Below are 20,466 nucleotides of genomic sequence, written 5' to 3'. Positions count from 1 at the left end.
CTCGCATTCCTGGCACCAGGTACAGGACTGCACTCGCTATCATGTTCATCCAGCGCCATATCGAACGCCATCAGTTGCCTTGTGTGCTGACGGTCTACAACCGTTTCACCGATCAGCCGATCGGTCAGCTGGGCAATGCCTCCGAAGACGGCATCATGCTGATCAGCTCGCTACCCGTGCTGGTCGGGCCGGACTTTGAACTGCAATTGCGCCTGCCGTTGGCGGGTGGCGGGTTTCAGTTCATCAACCTGACCGCCAGCTGCCTGTGGTGCCGGGAAGACCAGACCCCGGGCCACTACGATTCTGGCTTCATGCTGTTGCAGGCGCCGCGCGAATACGACGAATTCGTCCGCTCGCTGCGCGACTATTTCAGTTTCCGCCCCGCCAACGCTTCCGCCTGAGCCTGTCTCCGCTAGAATCGGTCGACCTTGAAACAGGACGACCCCGTGACTTCCAGCATCTTCTGGCACGACTACGAAACCACAGGCATCAACCCGCGCTGCGACCGGCCGCTGCAGGTTGCAGGTGTGCGCACCGATTTCGAACTCAACGAGATCGAAGAACCGATCAACCTCTACTGCCGCCCCTCGGACGATATTCTGCCGCACCCGGCGGCCTGCCTGGTCACTGGTATCACCCCCGAGCAACTCGCCAGGCAGGGCTTGTGCGAAGCCGAGTTCATGACCCGGGTGCACGCGCAACTGGCGCGCCCCGGCACATGCAGCGCCGGCTACAACACCCTGCGTTTTGACGATGAAGTCACCCGCTACAGCCTGTACCGCAACTTCTTCGACCCTTATGCCCGCGAGTGGCAGGGCGGCAACAGCCGCTGGGACCTGATCGACGTGGTGCGCACTGCCTATGCCCTGCGCCCGGAGGGTATCGTCTGGCCACAACAGGACGGGCGCACCAGCCTGCGCCTGGAATTGCTCAGCCAGGCCAATGGCATCGACCACGGGCATGCCCATGAAGCGCTTTCCGACGTACGGGCCACCATTGCTTTGGCACGCCTGATCAGGCAGAAACAACCCAAGTTGTACGAATGGCTGTTCCAGTTGCGCAGCAAGCACAAAGTGATGGAACAGATCTGCCTGTTGCAGCCGATGGTGCATATATCTGGGCGTTTTTCTGCGGCGCGTAATTATCTGGGCGTGGTCTTGCCGTTGGCCTGGCACCCGCGTAATCGCAATGCACTGATTGTATGCGACCTGCACCAGGAAACCCTACCGTTAATAAGGGAAAGTGCCGAGGTACTGCGCGAGCGTTTGTACACGCGGCATGAGCAATTGTCCGAGGGGCAATTACCGGTTCCGCTCAAGTTGGTGCAGATCAATCGCTGCCCCGTAGTGGCTCCGCTTTCGGTATTGCGCCCTGCCGATCAGCAGCGACTGGGCATCGATTTGCCACAGGTGCAATCACGTGCTGAACAACTGGCTAAGCAACAGGCGCTGTGGCAAGACAAGCTGGAGTTTATCTATGGCAAGGAAGATTTCGCTGCGGTGGAAGACCCGGAACAGCAGTTGTATGACGGTTTCATCGGTGATCGCGACCGTCGCTTGTGCGAGCAAGTTCGTACGCTGGACCCTGCCCAGTTAGCGCATGGCCACTGGATGTTCGATGATTCGCGCCTGCCGGAGTTGCTGTTCCGGTATCGCGCCCGTAACTTCCCGCAGACCCTGAACAGCGAAGAGCGCCAACGCTGGTATGGCTTCTGCCAGCGACGCCTGAGCGACCCGCAGTGGGGCGCACCGAACACGCTGGGGGATTTCGAGCAGGCCAGGCTGAGCGCCTGGGCCAACGCCGACGAGGCCGGACGGCGGGTGTTGGCGGCGTGGCAGGCGCATGCCCGCAACTTGGCTGAGCAGTTTGCCATCAGTGTTGAATGAACAAACAAAAACGCCGGCATCATGCCGGCGTTCTTGTTGGTATATGTAGCAGCGTTGCTGCGGACAATCAGTCCAGCAGGGTCGCCCAGCTTTCAACCACGTCGCCGCCCCATTTGGCTTTCCATTCTTTCAGGGTCTTGTGGTTGCCGCCTTTGGTTTCGATCACTTCACCGTTGTGCGGGTTCTTGTATTGCTTGACCTTGCGCGCACGCTTGGTAGCAACAGGTTTCGCTGCACCGCGTGGGCCTTTGCTCAGTTTCGACTCTGGGTCGAGCAGGGCAATGACGTCGCGCAGCGACTTGGAATATTCGCCCATCAGGTTGCGCAGTTTGCCTTCGAACTCCAGTTCTTTCTTCAGCTTGTCATCCTGCGACAGGTTGGCCAGGCGGGCCTGAAGTTCCTTGATGGCTTCTTCGGTAGCGCGGTACTCGTTGATCAGGGACATGGAGTGTTCCTTTAATGCGTGTTCAGAAATGTGTGAGGCAATAATAGACAGGCGATACTCTCAAGTAAACATATTATTCAGTACTTAACTGTTATTAGCCCTGTGACAAAATATCTCAAGATTAAGAAAATTTTACATAAGGCCCTGGACTTCGGCCTGGTTGTGATCAGGCTGTAGCCGCCGGGCTCACGGCCAGGGTGGCCGGGCATATCATTGCCGGCGGGCGCGATGATTACTGCGTTTTTCTGGTCGGGCCGCTAGAATGAGCGCCTTTGCGAAGTTCTGGAGTCTTAATTCATGCGCACCTATCGTCTGGTGATCGCCTGCCCCGACCGTGTTGGCATCGTGGCGAAAGTCAGTAATTTCCTGGCCTTGTACAATGGCTGGATCAACGAAGCCAGCCACCACTCTGATGAACAGAGCGGCTGGTTCTTCATGCGCCATGAAATCCGCGCCGAATCGCTGCCATTCGGTATCGAGGCGTTCCGTGAGGCCTTCGCGCCGATCGCCGAAGAGTTCTCCATGACCTGGCGTATTACCGACTCGGCGCAGAAGAAGCGTGTGGTCTTGATGGCCAGCCGCGAATCGCACTGCCTGGCTGATCTGCTGCACCGCTGGCACACCGATGAACTGGACTGCGAGATCCCGTGCGTGATTTCCAACCACAACGACCTGCGCAGCATGGTCGAGTGGCACGGTATTCCGTTCTTCCACGTGCCGGTCGACCCCAAGGACAAGGCCCCGGCCTTTGCCGAAGTGTCGCGCCTGGTTCAGGAGCACGCGGCTGACGTGGTGGTGCTGGCGCGTTACATGCAGATCCTGCCGCCGCAACTGTGCCAGGACTATGCCGAAAAGGTCATCAACATCCACCACAGCTTCCTGCCATCGTTCGTCGGCGCCAAGCCGTATCACCAGGCAGCCCTGCGTGGCGTGAAGCTGATCGGTGCGACCTGCCATTATGTAACCGAGGAGCTGGACGCCGGCCCGATCATCGAGCAGGACGTGGTGCGTGTGAGCCACGCCGACAGCATCGAAGACATGGTCCGCTTCGGCCGTGATGTCGAGAAGATGGTTCTGGCCCGTGGCCTGCGCTATCACCTGGAAGACCGCGTACTGGTGCATGGCAACAAGACCGTGGTATTCGACTGATAGTCAGTGGGGCTGCGCAGCAGCCCTTGTGGGAGCGGGCGTGCCCGCCAAGCAGGCGGTGCGATGGATGGCACCGGCGTCGCCGGTGTTCGCGGGCACGCTCGCTCCCACAGGGGCGTGAAGCACCCTCGTTAACGGGAGTCACTTATGGCCAAGCGTAACCAGCCCACAGCCTCATCCCCACCCACCCTCGGCGAAGGCTGCCTGGCCCGCTACGACCCCGAAGCCCTGAGCGACGATGACGGCACCGACTTCCCCGATGCCGCCCAATTGTGGCGCCAGCTCAACCCGCCTGACCCCGCCAGCGCTCCAGCAACGGACGCGCCAGCAGGCAGAAAAACACCGGCCCGCCCGCCAGCAGATAAAAGTAGTAAGTGATCGCCCGCCAGATGAAGATCGCCGCTGCGGCTGTCGAACTGCCCACCAGCGGCGTCAGCAGGCTGGCTGATGTCAGCTCGGCGGCACCAGCGCCACCTGGCAGCAGGCTGAATTGCCCGGCGCTGAGCGACAGCATCTGCACCAGGAAGCTCGGGATCCACGATAGCTCCACCCCCAGGCCCTGCAGCACCAGGTACAGCACGCTGTAGCGCAGGCTCCAGTGCAGGCAGGTGAGGGTGAACACCAGCGCCAGGGTGCGTTTGGGCAGCTGCCAGGTCTGTGCCAGGGCGTCGATGAAATGCAGAACCTTGCGGGCCCAGCGGCGTTTGCGCCTGGCGGGCATGCCCAGGCGTTGCAGCAGGCGCCCGTTGAAGCGCATCACAGCCCGGCGATAACGCAGCAGTACCACGATCATGGTCAGGGCTGCACACAGCATCAAAGCGCTGCCCAGCAACATGCTTTGCTGACTGCGCCCGAGGCTGTGGAACAGGGCATAACCGGCAATCGCCAGCATCGCGCAGAAAAAGAACAGCAGGTCGTTCAACTGATCCATGGCAAATACCGCACCACTACGGGCCGGCCCGATGCGGTCACGGGCGAGCAGGGCCATCAGGGTGATCGGGCCGCCGCTGCCGCCAGGCGTGGTACAGATAGCGAACTCGGTGGCCATCACCACGCCCAGGCTGCGCACCCGACCCAGCTGCGCCGCCTGCTGGCCGAGCAGCAGGCGCAGGCGCATGGCATTGATCACCCAGCACAGCAGGATCATGCCGAGCAGGGCCAGCAATAACCGGGTGTCGAAGGCCGCCAGCCTGGGCAGCAGTTCGTCGCCGCCGAGCCAGGCCGGCACCAGCAGGGCGCCAGCCAGTGCCAGGGCCAGCCAGCCGAAGCGGTTCATGCGCCCACCTGGCGCTCCAGCCACGCCGACTTGGTCAGTGGCTCCCGGCCTTGCTGCAGCAAGTGATCGAGGGTGCGCAGCCAGTAATTGCGCGATGAGCGGTGGCGCATGTCGACAGGATGCAAACCCAGACGCAGGGTGTCAGCGCTGCGCCAGCGCCGACACTGCCAGTCGCAGACCACCTTCGACAGCCCCCGGCGCCACGCGCTGCGTGCGCTCCATACCAGCCCCGGCGCCTCGAACGCGGTGAAGTCCGGCAAGCGGTAAAGGTGCCGGGGCGTGCTGGTGTAACGCAGGGGGAGCTGGCTCAGTGCCTGCCGGGTGCCTTGGCTCATCAGCCAGGCCGGGGCGACGAACCCGGCCACTGGCCAGCCTTGCCCGGCGAACAGCGCCAGGCCTCGTTCCAGGCGCTGCAGGGCTTGCGCCTGGTCCAGGGCATAGAATTCGCCTTCGTGGGTGTAGATGCGCCGCATGAAGTACTCGCCGAGGCTGCGCGGGGTGGGCCCATCGTCGGCGTGGTAAAAGCCGTGCAGGGCCAGCTCGTCACCCTGCGCCAGGCGCCGTTCGAGCAGGCGGCAGAAGGTTGGTGAGCGGGTCAGCGGGTTGCGGTGATGAAAGTCCGGCACCACCAGCCAAGTCATTGGCACGTCACCCATCTCGTCCACGGCCTGCACGAACGGCTGGTAGTCCGGCCAAGTCTCGGGCGCCACATCGTGCAGCACCAGCATCAGGCTGCCCGAGGCGGTAGCGGCCTCAGCCATGGGCGCGGACCTGAGGTTGGTGGCCGAGCACTGCCTGGTAGTGTTGCAGCAGGCCGCAGACCACGTTGTCCCATGAATAATGTTGCTCCACATGGCGGCGAGCCTGGGCACCCAGCTTGCGCACGCCGGCTTCGAACGCTTCGCGCACCGCCAAGGCCATCGCCCGGCCATCATTGGCCGGGCACAGACGGCCACACTGATCGTTGACGATTTCGCCGAACGCCCCGGCGCGAACCGCGACCACCGGCGTGGCACTGGCCATGGCTTCGAGGATGACCAGGCCGAAGGTTTCCTGGTCGCCAGCATGCACCAGCAGGTCGGCGCTGGCCATCAGCCGGGCGACTTCTTGCGGCGGGCGGAAATGGTCGATGACGGTGACGTTCCCGGGCACGTTGGCCGGCATGTTCGAGCCGACCAGCAACAGGTGGTAGGGCTGCCCAAGGTGTTGCATGCATTCGAGCAGCACGGGCAGGTTCTTCTCCCGTGAGCCACGCCCGGCATAGATGAGCAGGCGGCTGGTATCGGCGATGCCCAGCTGGGCCCGCAGTTGCGGGTCGCGCCGGTCAGGGTGGAAGGTCTGCAGGTCGACACCCAGCCGCTGCACGTGCACGTCGCGCACGCCGAGGCGGCGCAGTTTGTCGGCCATCACCAGGCTCGGCGCCAGCACCCGGTCGAAATTGCCATAGAGTTTGCTCACATAGGCTTCGACATTCGGTGTGAACCAGTTACCCATGCGGTTGCTCACCAGCAGTGGCAGGTCGGAGTGGTAGAAGCCGATCACTGGCACGTCGAGCTTGCGCCGGGCTTCCAGCGCCGCCCAGGCAGTCAGGTAAGGGTCGCCGACTTCGATCAGGTCGGGCTTGAGGTGGCGCAGCACGTTGCACCAAGGCGCCAGGCGCACCGGGAAGCGGTAGCCGTTGCCGAAAGGCAGGGGCGGTGCAGGGACCTGGTAGATGCCATCGGCATGGCTGGCGCTGGGGCCGGGGATCAGAAGGCTGTGGCGTACGCCCGCAAGCGCGTCGAGGCGATGGTGTTTGGCGTCGAGGTAAGTCCGCACGCCGCCGCTGGCCGGGGCGTAGAACATGGTGATGTCGGCGATGTGCACGATCAGCATCCCTCCGGGATCGTCTTCGGGTTTGTCATCTGGCGATGACGCGCCTAAAGGTTGACCTACCAGAAGGATAGTTTGTTCGATCGGGTTGGGCGGCAGGGCAGGGGTGGATTCTTCGCGGCTTAAGCCGCGCTCCTGCAGGGAATTGCGCAATCCTGTAGGAGCGGATTTAGCCGCGAAGCAGGCGACGCGGTCTGGCGGTCAGATCCGGAAGCTGCCGACCAGATGCTTCAGGCGGGTGGCCTGCTGCTCCAGGTCCGAGCAGGCGCGCAGGGTGGCCTGGAGGTTCTCGACACCTTCCTGGTTGAGCATGTTGATTTCGTTGATGTCCATGTTGATCGAATCGACCACTGCGGTCTGCTCTTCCGTGGCAGTGGCCACCGACTGGTTCATGCCGTCGATTTCGCCAATGCGCACGGTCACGCTGTCCAGGCGCTCGCCGGCCTGGTTGGCGATCTGCATGCTGTCCTGGCTGTGGCGCTGGCTCTGGCTCATGGTATCGACCGACTCGCGGGCGCCGACCTGCAACTCTTCGATCATGGTCTGCACCTGCTGTGCCGACTCCTGGGTGCGGTGCGCCAGGTTGCGTACCTCGTCGGCAACCACGGCGAAACCACGCCCGGCCTCACCGGCGCGGGCCGCCTCGATCGCAGCATTGAGCGCCAGCAGGTTGGTTTGCTGGGAAATACTGGTGATCACTTCGAGGATCTGGCCGATGTTCACGGTCTTGCTGTTGAGCGTCTCGATGTGCGCGCTCGAGGTGACGATCAGGTCGGACAGGCGGTTCATCGCGGCGATGTTGCGCTCCACCACCTGCTGGCCTTCCTCGGCCAGCAGGCGCGCGGAGCTGGCGTGCTGCGAGGCTTGAGCGGCATTGCCAGCGATTTCCTGGGCAGCGGCGCCAAGTTCGTTGATGGCTGCGGCGACGCTGTTGGTGCGGTTGGACTGCTCGTCGGAGTTGGCCATCGATGAATTCGAGGCGCTGATCACGCGCAGGGCCACTTCATTGACCTGCTCGGTCGCCGACGACACTTCGCGGATCGAGCCGTGGATGCGTTCGACGAAGCGGTTGAAGGCTTTGCCGAGGATGCCGAACTCGTCGTCGCTGTGGATGCTCAGGCGCTTGGTCAGGTCGCCTTCACCTTCGGCGATGTCTTCCATGGCCCGGGTCATGGTGAGCAGCGGCTGCATCAGCACGCGGATCAGCAGGCCGAGCAGGCCGATGATGATCACCACCGCCACCAGCGTGGCGATCACCGCCGAGGTGCGGAAGGTGCTGAGCATGGCAAAGGCCTTGTCCCGGTCCACCGAAAGGCCGATGTACCAGTTGGCCGAAGGCAGGCCCTTGATCGGGGTGAAGGTCAGCAGGCGGGCTTGGCCGTCGGCGCTGACTTCGGTCAGCGCGCCGGACAGTTTCGGCGTGTCCTGTGGGAACAGGTCCGACAGCGACTTCATCACCAGATCCTTGTCCGGGTGGACCAGGATCTTGCCTTGGTCGTTGACCAGGAAGGCATAACCCATGCCGCCAAAGTTCAGCGAGTTGATGATTTGTACCAGGCCATCGAGGGCAAGGTCGCCACCGACCACGCCGACGTTGGCGGAAACCTTGCTGATGATGCCGATGACCATCTTGTTGGTGGCCATGTCGATGTAAGGCTCGGTGAGAATGGTGCCCTGCGCGTTCATGCCGTCCTTGTACCAGGGGCGGGTGCGCGGGTCGTAGCCATCGGGCATCTTGGAATCAGGGCGCACGCTGAAGCCACCATCGACCTTGCCCAGGTAGACCGTGAGGAAGCTCGAGATCAGGGCATTCTGGCCCATCAGTGTTTCAGCGTTGGCCGGTTGCTGGGCAATGTTCTGCGCCAGGTTTTCGACCAGTTTGATACGGCCATCGAACAGGTTGCGGATGTTGGTCGAAGTGGACTCGCCCATTTCAGCCAGATAATTCTCCAGATCCTGGCGGATCGCATTACGCTGAAGGTAATCGTTGTAAAAGGTGAATAGGCTGAAGGCGAGTATCACGATCAATGACGCAGCCAGAAGGATCTTGTGGCTGAAACGCAGGTTTTTGTTCATGGCGTAATCGATTCCGCTAAGGTTTTATCGGGCGTTCGCACGGTATCGCTGCAAACAGTGCAACATCCCGAAAAGTCCTTTTCGGTTGCTCCTGTCTATTAAGGCGAATATCACCCAATGGTATCGGCCGAATTAAGCCAAAGCTTGAGCGGGGGATGAGAGAGATGTCGGATACTTCGACCATAGTTGTAGGTGCTGACCCAGGCGGTCAGCCAGTCCAGCAAGCCATGCGCCTGGCCAATCGCCATGGCCTGGTCGCCGGTGCTACGGGTACTGGCAAGACCGTGACCCTCCAGCACCTGGCGGAGGTGTTCAGCGATGCCGGGGTGGCGGTGTTCGCGGCAGACGTCAAAGGCGACCTGTGCGGCCTGGGTGCTGCAGGCACGCCACAAGGCAAAGTGGCCGAGCGAATCGCTGGCATGCCTTGGCTTGGGCATACCCCCCAAGCCTATCCGTTAACGCTCTGGGACGTGGCGGGGCAGTCGGGGCACCCGTTGCGGACCACGCTCAGCGAAATGGGCCCGCTGCTGCTTGGCAACCTGCTGGAGTTGACCGACAGCCAGCAGGCCGCCCTGTATGCGGCATTCAAGGTGGCGGATCGCGAAGGCTTGCTGCTGCTCGACCTGAAAGATCTCAAGGCCCTGTTGGCGCACCTGAAGGACAACCCGCAACTGCTCGGCGAAGACAGTGCGTTGATGACCACTGGCTCGACTCAGGCCTTGCTGCGCCGGCTGGCGACGCTGGAGCAGCAAGGGGCTGAGGCGCTGTTTGGCGAACCGGCGCTGCAACTGGAGGACCTGTTGCGGCCGGATGCCGATGGCCGCGGGCGTATCCACCTGCTCGACGCCAGCCGGCTGGTGCATGAGGCGCCGAAGGTGTACGCGACATTCCTGCTGTGGTTGCTGGCTGAGCTGTTCGAGCAACTGCCGGAGCGCGGTGATGCTGACAAACCGGTACTGGCGCTGTTCTTCGATGAGGCGCATCTGTTGTTCAACGGCACGCCGAAAGCACTGCAGGACCGCCTGGAACAGGTGGTACGGCTGATCCGTTCCAAGGGGGTTGGCGTGTATTTCGTCACCCAGTCGCCGGGCGATCTGCCCGATAGCATATTGGCCCAATTGGGCTTGCGTATCCAGCATGGCCTGCGCGCCTTTACCGCCAAAGAGCAAAAATCGCTCAGGGCCGTGGCGGATGGCTTCCGCCCGAACCCGGCGTTTGACAGCCTGGCGGTGCTGACCGAACTAGGGATTGGCGAGGCGTTAGTCGGCACCCTGGAAGACAAGGGCACGCCGGCGATGGTCCAGCGGGTGCTGATCGCGCCACCGCAATCGCGGATCGGGCCGCTGAGTGCGGCCGAGCGCAGCGCGTTGATTGCGGCTTCGCCTTTGCTGGGGCGGTATGACAAGGCGATCGACCGGGAGTCGGCGTATGAGATGCTGACCCAGCGCAAAGGTGAGCCGGTCGAGCCGGCGCCAGTGCCGAAAGCGGATGAAGAGAGTTTCGCCGACAAGGCAGGGGATTTTTTGCAGAGTGCGGCGGGGCAGGCGATCAAGTCGGCGGTGCGCCAGGCGGCCAATCAGTTCGGGCGGCAATTGGTGCGGGGGTTGATGGGGTCATTGCTGGGTGGCAAGAAGAAGTGAAGGCAGCGCGGCCTTTGTGGGAGCGGCCTTGTGTCGCGAAAGGGCCGCCCAGCGGCCCCAGCAATCTGTGCTTTTGCATAGATCCTGGGGCCGCTTCGCAGCCCTTTCGCGACACAAGGCCGCTCCCACAGGGCGCCTTTTCAGTGCAGCGGGATCGCTCAGGCCAGTGCCTTGGACGCCAGCCAGAACAGGCCGGCCGCCAGGCCCATCGAGGCCGGCAGGGTCAGTACCCAGGCCAGCAGGATGGTCTTCACGGTGCCGCCTTGCAGGCCGCTCTTGTTGGCGACCATGGTGCCGGCAACGCCGGACGACAGCACGTGGGTGGTCGACACCGGCAGGGCGAACACGTTGGCCATGCCAATGGCGCAGGCTGCGGTGATCTGCGCAGACATGCCCTGGGCATAGGTCATGCCCTGCTTGCCGATCTTTTCGCCGACGGTCAGTACCACACGCTTCCAGCCGACCATGGTGCCCAGGCCCAAGGCCAGGGCAACGGCCACGATCACCCAGAACGGAGCGTATTCGGTCGTGGCGGTCAGGTCCTTGCGCAGCTTCTCGAGGTCGGCCTTTTCACGGGCCTCCAGGCCAGGCAGCTTGCCTACTTTCTTCGCAGTGTCGTCCAGGCACAGCAAATAGCGGCGCACTTCAACACGCTTCTCGGCATCCAGCGCATGGTAGTCGGTCACGCCTTGCAGCGACGCCTGCAAGGCGGCAATGGTCGGTTCGGTCTGTTGCGGGTTGCAGCTGAACTGCTCCGGCAAGTCGGTCGACTTGGCCTTGCCCAGTGCCAGGAACTCGCCGAGGGTGGCGGCGTTGCGCTGGTAGAACTGGCTCATGTGCAAGGTGGCGTCGCGGGTGCGCTCGATCTGGTAGGTGGTGCTGTTCAGGTCGAGGACGAACTTGGCCGGAACGATGCCAATCAGCACCAGCATGATCAGGCCGATGCCTTTCTGGCCATCGTTGGACCCGTGCACGAAGCTCACGCCCATGGCCGAAATCACCAGGACCAGGCGGTTCCAGAACGGTGGGTGCTTCTTGTCGTCGAGCTTGCGGCGCTGTTCCGGCGTCTTATGCATCTTCGACAGCGGGCGCCACCATTTCAGGCCGATGAGCACCAGGGCTGCGACAGCGAAGCCGGCGATCGGCGAGACCACCAGCGACATGGCGATGTCGATCGCCTTCTGCCAGTTGACGCCATCGCCCAGCGGGATGTCGTTGATCAGTGCATTGGCCAGGCCCACCCCGAGGATCGAGCCGATCAGGGTGTGCGAGCTGGATGCGGGGATGCCGAAGTACCAGGTCCCGAGATTCCAGGTGATGGCGGCGGCCAGCAACGAGAAGACCATGGCCAGGCCATGCCCGGTATTCACATTGATCAGCAGCTCGACCGGCAGCAGGTGCACGATGGCGTAGGCCACCCCGACACCACCGAGCAGAACGCCGAGGAAGTTGAACACCCCGGAGAAGAACACGGCCAGGTGTGGTGGCATGGCTTTGGTATAGATGACGGTGGCTACCGCGTTGGCGGTGTCATGAAAGCCATTGATGAACTCGAATGCGAGCACGAAGGTCAGGGCGAGCAGCAGGCTCACCAATACCCAGGCATCCAGTCCGCTGAATAAATCGATCATGAAGGTTGTCTGGCGGTCATAGGGGGGCGGGATTATGCCAGAAAACCTTGGCAATCGATGCACCCACTGCTGACCGATGGCAGCGTTGTGAGTGCGCTCTCAGCCTGGCTGGCGGCGAGATTTGGCGAAATAAGTTCCGCAAAAAAACGAGAAAAAGCAAAAAAAACGGCAAATATCCGGGAAAATCCAGGAGCGATCAGGCTTCAAACGGTTGTATGAAATTTGTGTGATTCCATTTCATCCTCGGCTTTTCAGTAAAGATAAGCCGCGTCGAGGGCGCTGCGCCCGCGACGTGATGGCCGTGCAGCGAGCAGATCAGGGTTGCTCGCTGCGCAGTTCCTTTTCCATTTTTTCCAGTTCCTGGCTGAACGCCTGGTCCTGGACAGTGGCACGTTTGCGCCACGGCTTGCGTTCCGGTTCCGGTTGCGCGGCATAGGTGGTGACTTCACCACCGTAAACTTCCTTGTAACGTTCTGCCTGGCGCTCGAGTTCTGCGCGCAGTTCATCTTTCGTCACAGTAATACCTGAATGAGTAGTCGTGGGTTGGTGTTGTGCACAGGACAAATTGTCCATACATGCGACGTGCTGTGGGCGAACGAAACCTGGCCAGTGTTGCATGGCAGCGTGTCGATCCGGGCCAGCGGAATCGATTATAGCAATCAGTAAATCGTCAAACAGGGGGTGCTTATGTAATGGCGTGCAAAGTTTCAATAACCTTGGCGGTTCGTACAAACTTTGAGCAAACAGTACCTGCTGCAGTTCACTGTGTTTTAACCAAAGCAGAAATAAAACGGCCCCGCACGAGGCGAGGCCGTTACCTTGGGACTTCTACGGTGGGTACCTGACCAGTCTCTCCAAAGAAGCCACATGTGGCAGGAGAAAGGTATAAGTAAATTTGTCGGCGGTCAATTGCGATTATCGGCCGTTCGTTCGATAATCGCACGAGCCAGCGATTTATTTGAGGTGAGCGATGAACGACGAAACCACGGCCAACGAAACTGCCAACCCAGAAGCGCCCCGCCCAAGCGCACCTGCGCTGGCACCGCCGATCGTGGCTTCGCCGGCCAAGCGTATCCAGGCGTTCACGGGTGACCCTGATTTCATGACCTCCCTGGCGCGTGGCCTGGCGGTGATCCAGGCCTTCCAGGAGCGCAAGCGCCACCTGACCATCGCCCAGATCAGCCATCGCACGGAAATCCCCAGGGCTGCCGTGCGCCGCTGCCTGCACACCTTGATCAAGCTGGGTTACGCCACTACCGATGGGCGTACCTATTCGCTGTTGCCGAAAGTGTTGACCCTGGGCCATGCCTACTTGTCGTCAACACCGCTGGCGGTGTCGGCCCAGCCCTACCTGGACCGCATCAGCGACCAGTTGCACGAGGCTGCCAACATGGCAACCCTCGAAGGCGACGACATTCTGTATATAGCCCGCTCGGCTACGGTGGAGCGGCTGATTTCGGTCGACCTGTCGGTCGGCGGGCGGTTGCCGGCCTATTGCACGTCCATGGGCCGTATCCTGCTGGCGGCGATGGACGACACCAGCCTGCGCGAATACCTCGACCGCGCCGACCTCAAGGCGCGCACCAGTCGTACCCTGAATGACCCTGAGTCATTGTTCGCCTGCATTCAACAAGTGCGGGAACAGGGTTGGTGTGTGGTCGACCAGGAACTGGAACAAGGGCTGCGCTCGATCGCCGTGCCTATATATGATGCGTCCGGGCAGGTGCTGGCGGCGCTGAACGTGAGCACTCACGTCGGGCGGGTGACTCGCAGTGAACTGGAGCAACGCTTCCTGCCGATCCTGCTGGCGGCCAGCCGCGATCTTTGTCACCAGTTGTTCGGCTGACAGCATTGGCGAGACTGTTTCCTGTTCGATAAACGCACAGTGTCGCTCCGGGTCAATTGCGCCTCCTCCAATCGCTGATTAATGTCTCTCGCAACGGTCGGCTCAGCCGACCGATACAAGAAAAACATAAGAGGCGCATCTCATGACCACTGTCACTCGACTGCCGCGGCCGCACCCGTTCGCAGTACCGTTGTATCCAGGCTGACTCAGGCCGCACTTCATCGCTATCAAGCCCTGTACTGTCGACCCTGGTGCAGTGGCCGAACCGTGCCCCCTTTCTGGATAATAACAATGAACCAACCACAGTCTGTCGGGAACGATCTCGACGTTCAGTCCTTCATCAATCAACAACCGCTGTCGCGCTATCAGTGGCGCGTGGTGATCCTCTGCTTTTTGATCGTCTTCCTCGATGGCCTCGACACGGCTGCAATGGGCTTCATCGCGCCAGCCCTGTCGCAAGAGTGGGGGATCGACCGTGCCAGCCTCGGCCCGGTAATGAGTGCCGCGCTGATCGGCATGGTGTTCGGTGCCCTGGGTTCCGGGCCGCTGGCCGACCGTTTCGGGCGCAAGGGTGTGCTGGTCGGTGCGGTGCTGGTGTTCGGTGGTTTCAGCCTGGCTTCGGCCTATGCCAGCAACGTTGATCAGCTCCTGGTGCTGCGCTTCCTCACGGGCCTGGGGCTGGGGGCGGGGATGCCCAATGCCACCACGCTGTTGTCCGAATACACCCCGGAGCGCCTCAAGTCGCTGCTGGTGACCAGCATGTTCTGCGGCTTCAACCTGGGCATGGCCGGCGGTGGCTTCATTTCGGCGAAGATGATCCCGGCCTACGGCTGGCACAGCCTGCTGGTGGTCGGTGGCGTGCTGCCGCTGCTGCTGGCCGTGGTGCTGATGGTCTGGCTGCCGGAGTCGGCGCGATTCTTGGTGGTGCGCAACCGCGGTAACGACAAGGTGCGCAAGACCCTGGCACCGATCGCGCCGGCGGTGGTGGCCCAGGCGACCAGCTTCAGTGTGCCGGAGCAGAAGGCCGTGGCTGCGCGCAATGTGTTTGCGGTGATCTTCTCGGGTACTTATGGCCTGGGCACGGTCCTGCTGTGGCTGACCTACTTCATGGGCCTGGTGATCGTCTACCTGCTGACCAGCTGGCTGCCGACGCTGATGCGCGACAGCGGCGCCAGCATGGAGCAGGCTGCGTTCATCGGTGCGCTGTTCCAGTTCGGCGGCGTGCTCAGCGCTGTAGCGGTAGGCTGGGCCATGGACCGCTTCAACCCGCACAAGGTCATTGGCATCTTCTACCTGCTGGCCGGTGTGTTTGCCTACGCCGTGGGCCAGAGCCTGGGCAATATCACCGTGCTCGCGACCCTGGTGCTGGTGGCTGGCATGTGCGTCAACGGCGCGCAGTCGGCCATGCCGTCGCTTGCAGCACGCTTCTACCCGACCCAAGGCCGCGCCACAGGCGTATCGTGGATGCTGGGTATCGGCCGCTTCGGCGCCATCCTTGGGGCCTGGAGTGGTGCAACGCTGCTGGGCCTGGGCTGGAATTTCGAGCAGGTCTTGACCGCCTTGCTGGTGCCGGCGGCGCTGGCGACGGTGGGGGTGATCGTCAAAGGGCTGGTGAGCCACGCCGACGCGACCTGATCCGGCGGGGCTGCACTGCGGCCCCGTAAACGGAGATGGATAGCAGAGCAACATTTGGTTCGATAATCGCACATATAGTCGATTATCGAATTGTAAGCGACCCCTCTGTCTCCTTAATCTGGGCTCAACGTAGCACCCCTGGCAGGAGAAGCCTGATGCGTGAAGTATTTATCTGTGACGCCATCCGCACCCCGATCGGCCGCTTCGGCGGCGCCCTGGCCGGCGTGCGTGCCGACGACCTGGCGGCCGTGCCGCTGAAGGCGCTGATCGAACGCAACCCGTCGGTACAGTGGGGCGAGCTCGACGAAGTGTTCTTCGGCTGCGCCAACCAGGCCGGTGAAGACAACCGCAACGTCGCGCGCATGGCCCTGTTGCTGGCCGGCCTGCCAGAGAGCGTGCCGGGCGTGACCCTGAACCGCCTGTGCGCTTCGGGCATGGATGCCATCGGTACGGCCTTCCGTGCCATTGCCAGCGGTGAGATGGAGTTGGTGATTGCCGGCGGCGTCGAGTCGATGTCGCGTGCGCCGTTCGTCATGGGCAAGGCCGAAAGCGGCTATTCGCGCAACATGAAGCTGGAAGACACCACCATCGGCTGGCGTTTCATCAACCCGCTGATGAAAAGCCAGTATGGCGTCGACGCCATGCCGGAAACCGCCGACAACGTGGCTGATGACTACAAAGTGTCCCGCGCTGACCAGGACGCCTTCGCCCTGCGCAGCCAGCAGAAGGCGGCTGCGGCCCAGGCCGCCGGCTTCTTCGCCGAAGAGATCGTGCCGGTGCGTATCGCCCACAAGAAGGGTGAAACCATCGTCGAGCGTGACGAGCACCTGCGCCCGGAAACCACCCTGGAAGCGCTGACCAAGCTCAAGCCGGTCAACGGCCCGGACAAGACGGTTACCGCCGGCAATGCCTCGGGCGTCAACGATGGCGCTGCGGCACTGATCCTGGCCTCGGCCGAGGCAGTGAAGAAACACGGCCTGACCCCGCGCGCCCGGGTACTGGGCATGGCCAGCGCCGGCGTCGCGCCGCGTGTCATGGGCATCGGCCCGGTGCCGGCGGTGCGCAAGCTGACCGAGCGCCTGGGTGTGGCGGTCAGTGATTTCGATGTGATCGAGCTCAACGAAGCGTTTGCCAGCCAAGGCCTTGCGGTATTGCGTGAGCTGGGCGTGGCCGACGATGCGCCGCAGGTGAACCCCAACGGCGGCGCCATCGCCCTCGGCCACCCGCTGGGCATGAGCGGTGCGCGCCTGGTGCTGACAGCACTTCACCAGCTGGAGAAGAGTGGCGGCCGCAAGGGCCTGGCGACCATGTGTGTGGGCGTTGGCCAAGGTCTGGCGTTGGCCATCGAGCGCGTTTGATCGGTGCCGGCCTCTTCGCGGGTAAACCCGCTCCCACAGGGGGAACCACGCCTCCCTCTGTGGGAGCGGGTTTACCCGCGAAGAGGCCGGCGCTTTCGACACAAGGCCATTTGCCAGCCCGCAAGCTGAACGAGTGTGTTACCGGGTATGTCTAGACTTACCTGTGACCCTTCAGGAGTAAACACACCATGACCTCAACCTATTACACCGGTGAAGAGCGCAGCAAGCGCATCTTCGCTATCGTCGGTGCCTCATCGGGCAACCTGGTTGAATGGTTCGACTTCTACGTCTATGCCTTCAGCGCGATCTACTTCGCCGCGTCGTTCTTCCCCTCCGACGACCCCACCGTGCAGTTGCTCAACACGGCCGGTGTCTTCGCTGCAGGTTTCCTCATGCGCCCGATCGGTGGTTGGCTGTTCGGCCGCCTGGCCGACCGCCATGGCCGCAAGAATTCTCTGATGATCTCGGTGCTGATGATGTGCTTCGGCTCGCTGATGATCGCCTGCCTGCCGACCTATTCGAGCATCGGTGCCTGGGCACCGGCGCTGCTGCTGCTCGCCCGCCTGATCCAGGGCCTGTCGGTGGGAGGCGAGTACGGCACCACCGCGACCTATATGAGTGAAGTGGCCCTGCGCGGCCAGCGCGGCTTCTTCGCGTCGTTCCAGTATGTGACCTTGATCGGTGGCCAGTTGCTGGCGGTACTGGTGGTCGTCATCATGCAGCAACTGCTCACCGATGAAGAATTGCGCGCCTGGGGCTGGCGCATTCCGTTCGTGGTTGGCGCCATCGCCGCGCTGGTTTCGCTGATGCTGCGCCGCTCGCTGCACGAGACCAGCAGCGCCGAAACCCGCAAGGACAAGGACGCCGGCACCATCAAAGGGCTGTTCCGCCACCACACCGCAGCGTTCATCACCGTACTGGGTTATACGGCCGGCGGTTCGCTGATCTTCTACACCTTCACCACCTACATGCAGAAGTACCTGGTCAACACGGCCGGGATGCCGGCGAAGACCGCCAGTTTCGTGATGACCGGCGCGCTGTTCCTGTACATGGTGATGCAGCCGTTTTTCGGCATGCTCTCCGACCGCATCGGCCGGCGTAACTCGATGCTGCTGTTCGGGGCGCTGGGCACGCTCTTCACCGTACCGCTGCTGATGGCGCTGAAGACCGTGAGCAGTCCGTTCATGGCCTTCGTGCTGATCACCCTGGCGCTGTGCATCGTCAGTTTCTACACCTCGATCAGTGGCCTGGTGAAAGCCGAGATGTTCCCGCCGCAGGTCCGTGCGCTGGGCGTGGGCCTGGCTTATGCAGTAGCCAACGCGGCATTTGGTGGCTCGGCCGAGTACGTGGCCCTGGGCCTGAAGACCATGGGCATGGAAAACACGTTCTACTGGTACGTGACGGCCATGATGGCAATCGCTTTCCTGTTCAGCTTGCGCCTGCCCAAGCAGGCGGAATACCTGCACCACGATGATTAAGGACGTTGCATGAGCAACCAATTGTTCGACGCCTACTTCACCGCGCCGGCCATGCGCGATGTGTTCTCCGACCGTGGCCGGCTGCAGGGCATGCTCGATTTCGAAGCCGCGCTTGCGCGTGCCGAGGCCGCCGCCGGCTTGGTACCGCACAGCGCCGTGGCGGCCATCGAGGCAGCTTGCCAGGCCGAGCGCTATGACGTGCAGGCCCTGGCCGATGCCATCGCCACTGCCGGCAACTCGGCGATCCCGCTGGTCAAGGCGCTAGGCAAGGTGATCGCCAGTGGTGTGCCCGAAGCCGAACGCTACGTGCACCTGGGCGCCACCAGCCAGGATGCGATGGATACCGGGCTGGTCTTGCAGTTGCGCGCTGCACTGGACCTGATCGAAGCCGATCTCGGCAAGCTGGCCGAGACCCTGGCTCGCCAGGCCTTGCTGCATGCCGACACGCCACTGGTGGGGCGCACCTGGCTGCAACATGCCACGCCTGTGACGCTTGGCATGAAGCTGGCGGGTGTGCTCGGTGCCTTGACTCGCCATCGCCAGCGCCTCCAGGAACTGCGCCCGCGTCTGCTGGTGCTGCAGTTCGGCGGTGCTTCGGGCAGCCTGGCGGCCTTGGGTAGCAAGGCCATGCCGGTGGCTGAAGCGCTGGCCGAACAACTCAAGCTGAGCCTGCCCGAGCAACCTTGGCACACCCATCGGGATCGGCTGGTGGAGTTCGCTTCGGTATTGGGCCTGGTTGCCGGCAGCCTGGGCAAGTTCGGCCGTGATGTCAGCCTGTTGATGCAGACTGAAGCCGGGGAGGTGTTCGAGCCTTCCGCACCGGGCAAAGGTGGCTCCTCAACCATGCCGCACAAGCGCAACCCGGTGGGTGCGGCGGTGCTTATCGGCGCCGCTACCCGCGTGCCGGGCCTGCTTTCGACGCTGTTCGCCGCCATGCCCCAGGAGCATGAGCGCAGCCTCGGCCTTTGGCATGCCGAATGGGAAACCTTGCCGGATATCTGCTGCCTGGTCTCTGGCGCCCTGCGCCAGGCCCAGGTGATCGCCGAAGGCATGCAAGTGGATGCCGAGCGCATGCGCCGCAACCTCGACCTGACACAAGGCCTGGTGCTGGCCGAAGCGGTCAGCATCGTGCTCGCCCAGCGCCTGGGCCGTGACCGTGCACACCACTTGCTGGAGCAATGCTGCCAGCGGGCCGTGGCCGAACAGCGCCATTTGCGCGCCGTGCTGGGTGACGAGCCGCAGGTCAGTGCCGAGCTGAGCGCGGAAGAACTCGACCGCCTGCTCGATCCTGCTCATTACCTCGGCCAGGCCCGCGTCTGGGTGGCGCGCGCCGTGGCTGAACATCAACGTTTGACTGCCTGAAGGAGACCGCTGTGGCGCACTTGCAACTGGCCGATGGCGTACTGAACTACCAACTCGACGGCCCGGCCGATGCGCCGGTGCTGGTCCTGTCCAACTCGCTGGGTACTCACCTGGGCATGTGGGACAGCCAGATTCCGTTGTGGAGCGAGCACTTTCGCGTGCTGCGCTACGACACCCGTGGCCACGGCGCTTCGCAGGTCACTGATGGCCCTTACAGCATCGAGCAACTGGGCCGGGATGTACTGGCGCTGCTCGACGCGCTGGACATCCAGCACGCGCACTTCGTCGGCCTGTCCATGGGCGGCCTGATCGGCCAGTGGCTGGGTATCCATGCAGGCGCGCGCCTGCACAGCCTGACCCTGTGCAACACCGCCGCCAAGATCGCCAACGACGAGGTGTGGAACACCCGTATCGACACCGTGCTCAAGGGCGGCCAGCAAGCCATGGTCGACCTGCGCGATGCGTCCATCGCCCGCTGGTTCACCCCGGCGTTTGCCCAGCAGCAGCCACAAGAAGCCCAGCGCATCTGCCAGATGCTGGCGCAAACCAGCCCGCAAGGGTATGCCGCCAACTGCGCGGCTGTGCGTGACGCCGACTTCCGCGAGCAACTGGGTCGCATCCAGGTGGCGACGCTGATCGTCGCCGGTACCGAAGACGTGGTCACCACACCGGAGCACGGCCGCTTCATGCAAGCCGGCATCATCGGTGCCACCTACGCCGAGTTCCCGGCCGCGCACCTGTCCAACGTCGAAATCGGCGAGGCATTCAGCCGCCGCGTACTCGACTTCCTGCTGGCTCGCTGAGGATTTGGC

Annotated in this window: 17 protein-coding genes and 2 pseudogenes; 11 read left to right on the top strand and 8 right to left on the bottom strand. The window is 62.7% G+C overall.

Annotated elements, in window-relative coordinates; all coding sequences use genetic code 11:
* Positions 1 to 41: 41 nt before the first annotated feature.
* Positions 42 to 401: a PilZ domain-containing protein gene (locus tag ACTORR_RS08825; RefSeq protein ID WP_054885065.1), complete on the top strand. Its 360-nt coding sequence runs from the start codon at positions 42 to 44 to the stop codon at positions 399 to 401.
* Between the two features lie 45 nt (positions 402 to 446).
* Positions 447 to 1,886, top strand: a complete 1,440-nt coding sequence (sbcB, locus tag ACTORR_RS08820) for an exodeoxyribonuclease I (RefSeq protein WP_286934497.1) — start codon at positions 447 to 449, stop codon at positions 1,884 to 1,886.
* A gap of 67 nt (positions 1,887 to 1,953) precedes the next feature.
* On the opposite strand, the gene mvaT is transcribed toward sbcB, so the two are convergent.
* Positions 1,954 to 2,331, bottom strand: a complete 378-nt coding sequence (gene mvaT / locus ACTORR_RS08815; protein WP_099815758.1) for a histone-like nucleoid-structuring protein MvaT — start codon at positions 2,329 to 2,331, stop codon at positions 1,954 to 1,956.
* A 297-nt stretch (positions 2,332 to 2,628) separates the two neighbouring features.
* On the opposite strand from mvaT, the gene purU reads away from it, so the two are divergent.
* Both purU and ACTORR_RS08805 read left to right on the top strand, forming a co-directional pair.
* Entirely contained in the window at positions 2,629 to 3,480 is an 852-nt protein-coding gene (purU, locus tag ACTORR_RS08810) for a formyltetrahydrofolate deformylase (protein WP_023378897.1), read from the top strand.
* 147 nt (positions 3,481 to 3,627) lie between these two features.
* Positions 3,628 to 3,858, top strand: coding sequence for a hypothetical protein (locus ACTORR_RS08805; RefSeq protein WP_082433544.1), 231 nt, complete (start codon positions 3,628 to 3,630; stop codon positions 3,856 to 3,858).
* Here ACTORR_RS08805 and ACTORR_RS08800 read toward each other — a convergent pair.
* The 5 genes and pseudogenes from ACTORR_RS08800 to ACTORR_RS08780 form a co-directional block, all read right to left on the bottom strand.
* Positions 3,764 to 4,756, bottom strand: coding sequence for a lysylphosphatidylglycerol synthase transmembrane domain-containing protein (locus ACTORR_RS08800; RefSeq protein ID WP_286934500.1), 993 nt, complete (start codon positions 4,754 to 4,756; stop codon positions 3,764 to 3,766). The genes ACTORR_RS08805 and ACTORR_RS08800 overlap by 95 nt on opposite strands.
* Positions 4,753 to 5,517 (bottom strand): DUF2334 domain-containing protein, encoded by a 765-nt coding sequence (locus ACTORR_RS08795; RefSeq protein ID WP_099815755.1) that lies wholly within the window; start codon positions 5,515 to 5,517, stop codon positions 4,753 to 4,755. The genes ACTORR_RS08800 and ACTORR_RS08795 overlap by 4 nt, the downstream gene beginning before the upstream one ends.
* Entirely contained in the window at positions 5,510 to 6,631 is a 1,122-nt protein-coding gene (locus ACTORR_RS08790) for a glycosyltransferase family 4 protein (protein WP_099815754.1), read from the bottom strand. The genes ACTORR_RS08795 and ACTORR_RS08790 overlap by 8 nt, the downstream gene beginning before the upstream one ends.
* Positions 6,632 to 6,829: 198 nt before the next feature.
* Positions 6,830 to 7,426 (bottom strand): annotated as a pseudogene (locus tag ACTORR_RS08785) (methyl-accepting chemotaxis protein); the annotation flags it as partial.
* A 261-nt stretch (positions 7,427 to 7,687) separates the two neighbouring features.
* Positions 7,688 to 8,704, bottom strand: a pseudogene (locus ACTORR_RS08780) (HAMP domain-containing protein); the annotation flags it as partial.
* A gap of 164 nt (positions 8,705 to 8,868) precedes the next feature.
* On the opposite strand from ACTORR_RS08780, the gene ACTORR_RS08775 reads away from it, so the two are divergent.
* A complete protein-coding gene (locus ACTORR_RS08775; RefSeq protein WP_286934506.1) occupies positions 8,869 to 10,344 on the top strand; it encodes a helicase HerA-like domain-containing protein in 1,476 nt (491 codons plus the stop codon).
* 158 nt (positions 10,345 to 10,502) lie between these two features.
* On the opposite strand, the gene ACTORR_RS08770 is transcribed toward ACTORR_RS08775, so the two are convergent.
* Positions 10,503 to 11,975 (bottom strand): inorganic phosphate transporter, encoded by a 1,473-nt coding sequence (locus ACTORR_RS08770; RefSeq protein ID WP_099815751.1) that lies wholly within the window; start codon positions 11,973 to 11,975, stop codon positions 10,503 to 10,505.
* Between the two features lie 315 nt (positions 11,976 to 12,290).
* Positions 12,291 to 12,491 carry a hypothetical protein gene (locus tag ACTORR_RS08765; protein WP_027917930.1) on the bottom strand — a complete coding sequence of 67 codons (201 nt, stop codon included), beginning with the start codon at positions 12,489 to 12,491 and terminating at the stop codon, positions 12,291 to 12,293.
* A gap of 454 nt (positions 12,492 to 12,945) precedes the next feature.
* Between ACTORR_RS08765 and pcaR the strand changes: the two genes are divergently transcribed.
* The 6 genes from pcaR to pcaD all read left to right on the top strand — a co-directional run bounded on the left by pcaR (position 12,946) and on the right by pcaD (position 20,457).
* The gene (gene pcaR / locus ACTORR_RS08760; RefSeq protein WP_054885056.1) at positions 12,946 to 13,821 is read left to right on the top strand and encodes a pca regulon transcriptional regulator PcaR; all 876 of its coding nucleotides are present in this window, start codon (positions 12,946 to 12,948) and stop codon (positions 13,819 to 13,821) included.
* Positions 13,822 to 14,112: 291 nt separating this feature from the next.
* Positions 14,113 to 15,456 (top strand): MFS transporter, encoded by a 1,344-nt coding sequence (locus ACTORR_RS08755; protein WP_054885055.1) that lies wholly within the window; start codon positions 14,113 to 14,115, stop codon positions 15,454 to 15,456.
* Between the two features lie 152 nt (positions 15,457 to 15,608).
* Positions 15,609 to 16,814: a 3-oxoadipyl-CoA thiolase gene (gene pcaF, locus ACTORR_RS08750; RefSeq protein WP_177332383.1), complete on the top strand. Its 1,206-nt coding sequence runs from the start codon at positions 15,609 to 15,611 to the stop codon at positions 16,812 to 16,814.
* Positions 16,815 to 17,002: 188 nt separating this feature from the next.
* The gene (locus ACTORR_RS08745) at positions 17,003 to 18,292 is read left to right on the top strand and encodes an MFS family transporter (RefSeq protein WP_286935678.1); all 1,290 of its coding nucleotides are present in this window, start codon (positions 17,003 to 17,005) and stop codon (positions 18,290 to 18,292) included.
* A 9-nt stretch (positions 18,293 to 18,301) separates the two neighbouring features.
* Entirely contained in the window at positions 18,302 to 19,654 is a 1,353-nt protein-coding gene (locus tag ACTORR_RS08740) for a 3-carboxy-cis,cis-muconate cycloisomerase (RefSeq protein WP_286935677.1), read from the top strand.
* A gap of 11 nt (positions 19,655 to 19,665) precedes the next feature.
* Positions 19,666 to 20,457 (top strand): 3-oxoadipate enol-lactonase, encoded by a 792-nt coding sequence (gene pcaD / locus ACTORR_RS08735; protein WP_286935675.1) that lies wholly within the window; start codon positions 19,666 to 19,668, stop codon positions 20,455 to 20,457.
* Positions 20,458 to 20,466 lie beyond the last annotated feature (9 nt).

Origin of the sequence: Pseudomonas sp. SAR267, from assembly GCF_052077595.1 — a bacterium.
GTDB lineage: Bacteria > Pseudomonadota > Gammaproteobacteria > Pseudomonadales > Pseudomonadaceae > Aquipseudomonas > Aquipseudomonas vlassakiae.
The sequence above is the reverse complement of the archived record's forward strand: the minus strand, read 5'-3'. Positions and strand labels throughout refer to the sequence as shown.

Bases quoted from the DNA above. Each gene is read 5' to 3' on its own strand.
- ACTORR_RS08795 (WP_099815755.1), bottom strand. From the start codon at position 5,517: ATGGCTGAGGCCGCTACCGCCTCGGGCAGCCTGATGCTGGTGCTGCAC.
- ACTORR_RS08745 (WP_286935678.1), top strand. From the start codon at position 17,003: ATGACCTCAACCTATTACACCGGTGAAGAGCGCAGCAAGCGCATCTTC.
- ACTORR_RS08800 (WP_286934500.1), bottom strand. From the start codon at position 4,756: ATGAACCGCTTCGGCTGGCTGGCCCTGGCACTGGCTGGCGCCCTGCTG.
- ACTORR_RS08740 (WP_286935677.1), top strand. From the start codon at position 18,302: ATGAGCAACCAATTGTTCGACGCCTACTTCACCGCGCCGGCCATGCGC.
- mvaT (WP_099815758.1), bottom strand. From the start codon at position 2,331: ATGTCCCTGATCAACGAGTACCGCGCTACCGAAGAAGCCATCAAGGAA.
- ACTORR_RS08775 (WP_286934506.1), top strand. From the start codon at position 8,869: ATGTCGGATACTTCGACCATAGTTGTAGGTGCTGACCCAGGCGGTCAG.
- pcaR (WP_054885056.1), top strand. From the start codon at position 12,946: ATGAACGACGAAACCACGGCCAACGAAACTGCCAACCCAGAAGCGCCC.
- purU (WP_023378897.1), top strand. From the start codon at position 2,629: ATGCGCACCTATCGTCTGGTGATCGCCTGCCCCGACCGTGTTGGCATC.
- ACTORR_RS08770 (WP_099815751.1), bottom strand. From the start codon at position 11,975: ATGATCGATTTATTCAGCGGACTGGATGCCTGGGTATTGGTGAGCCTG.
- ACTORR_RS08755 (WP_054885055.1), top strand. From the start codon at position 14,113: ATGAACCAACCACAGTCTGTCGGGAACGATCTCGACGTTCAGTCCTTC.
- ACTORR_RS08805 (WP_082433544.1), top strand. From the start codon at position 3,628: ATGGCCAAGCGTAACCAGCCCACAGCCTCATCCCCACCCACCCTCGGC.
- ACTORR_RS08790 (WP_099815754.1), bottom strand. From the start codon at position 6,631: ATGCTGATCGTGCACATCGCCGACATCACCATGTTCTACGCCCCGGCC.
- ACTORR_RS08825 (WP_054885065.1), top strand. From the start codon at position 42: ATGTTCATCCAGCGCCATATCGAACGCCATCAGTTGCCTTGTGTGCTG.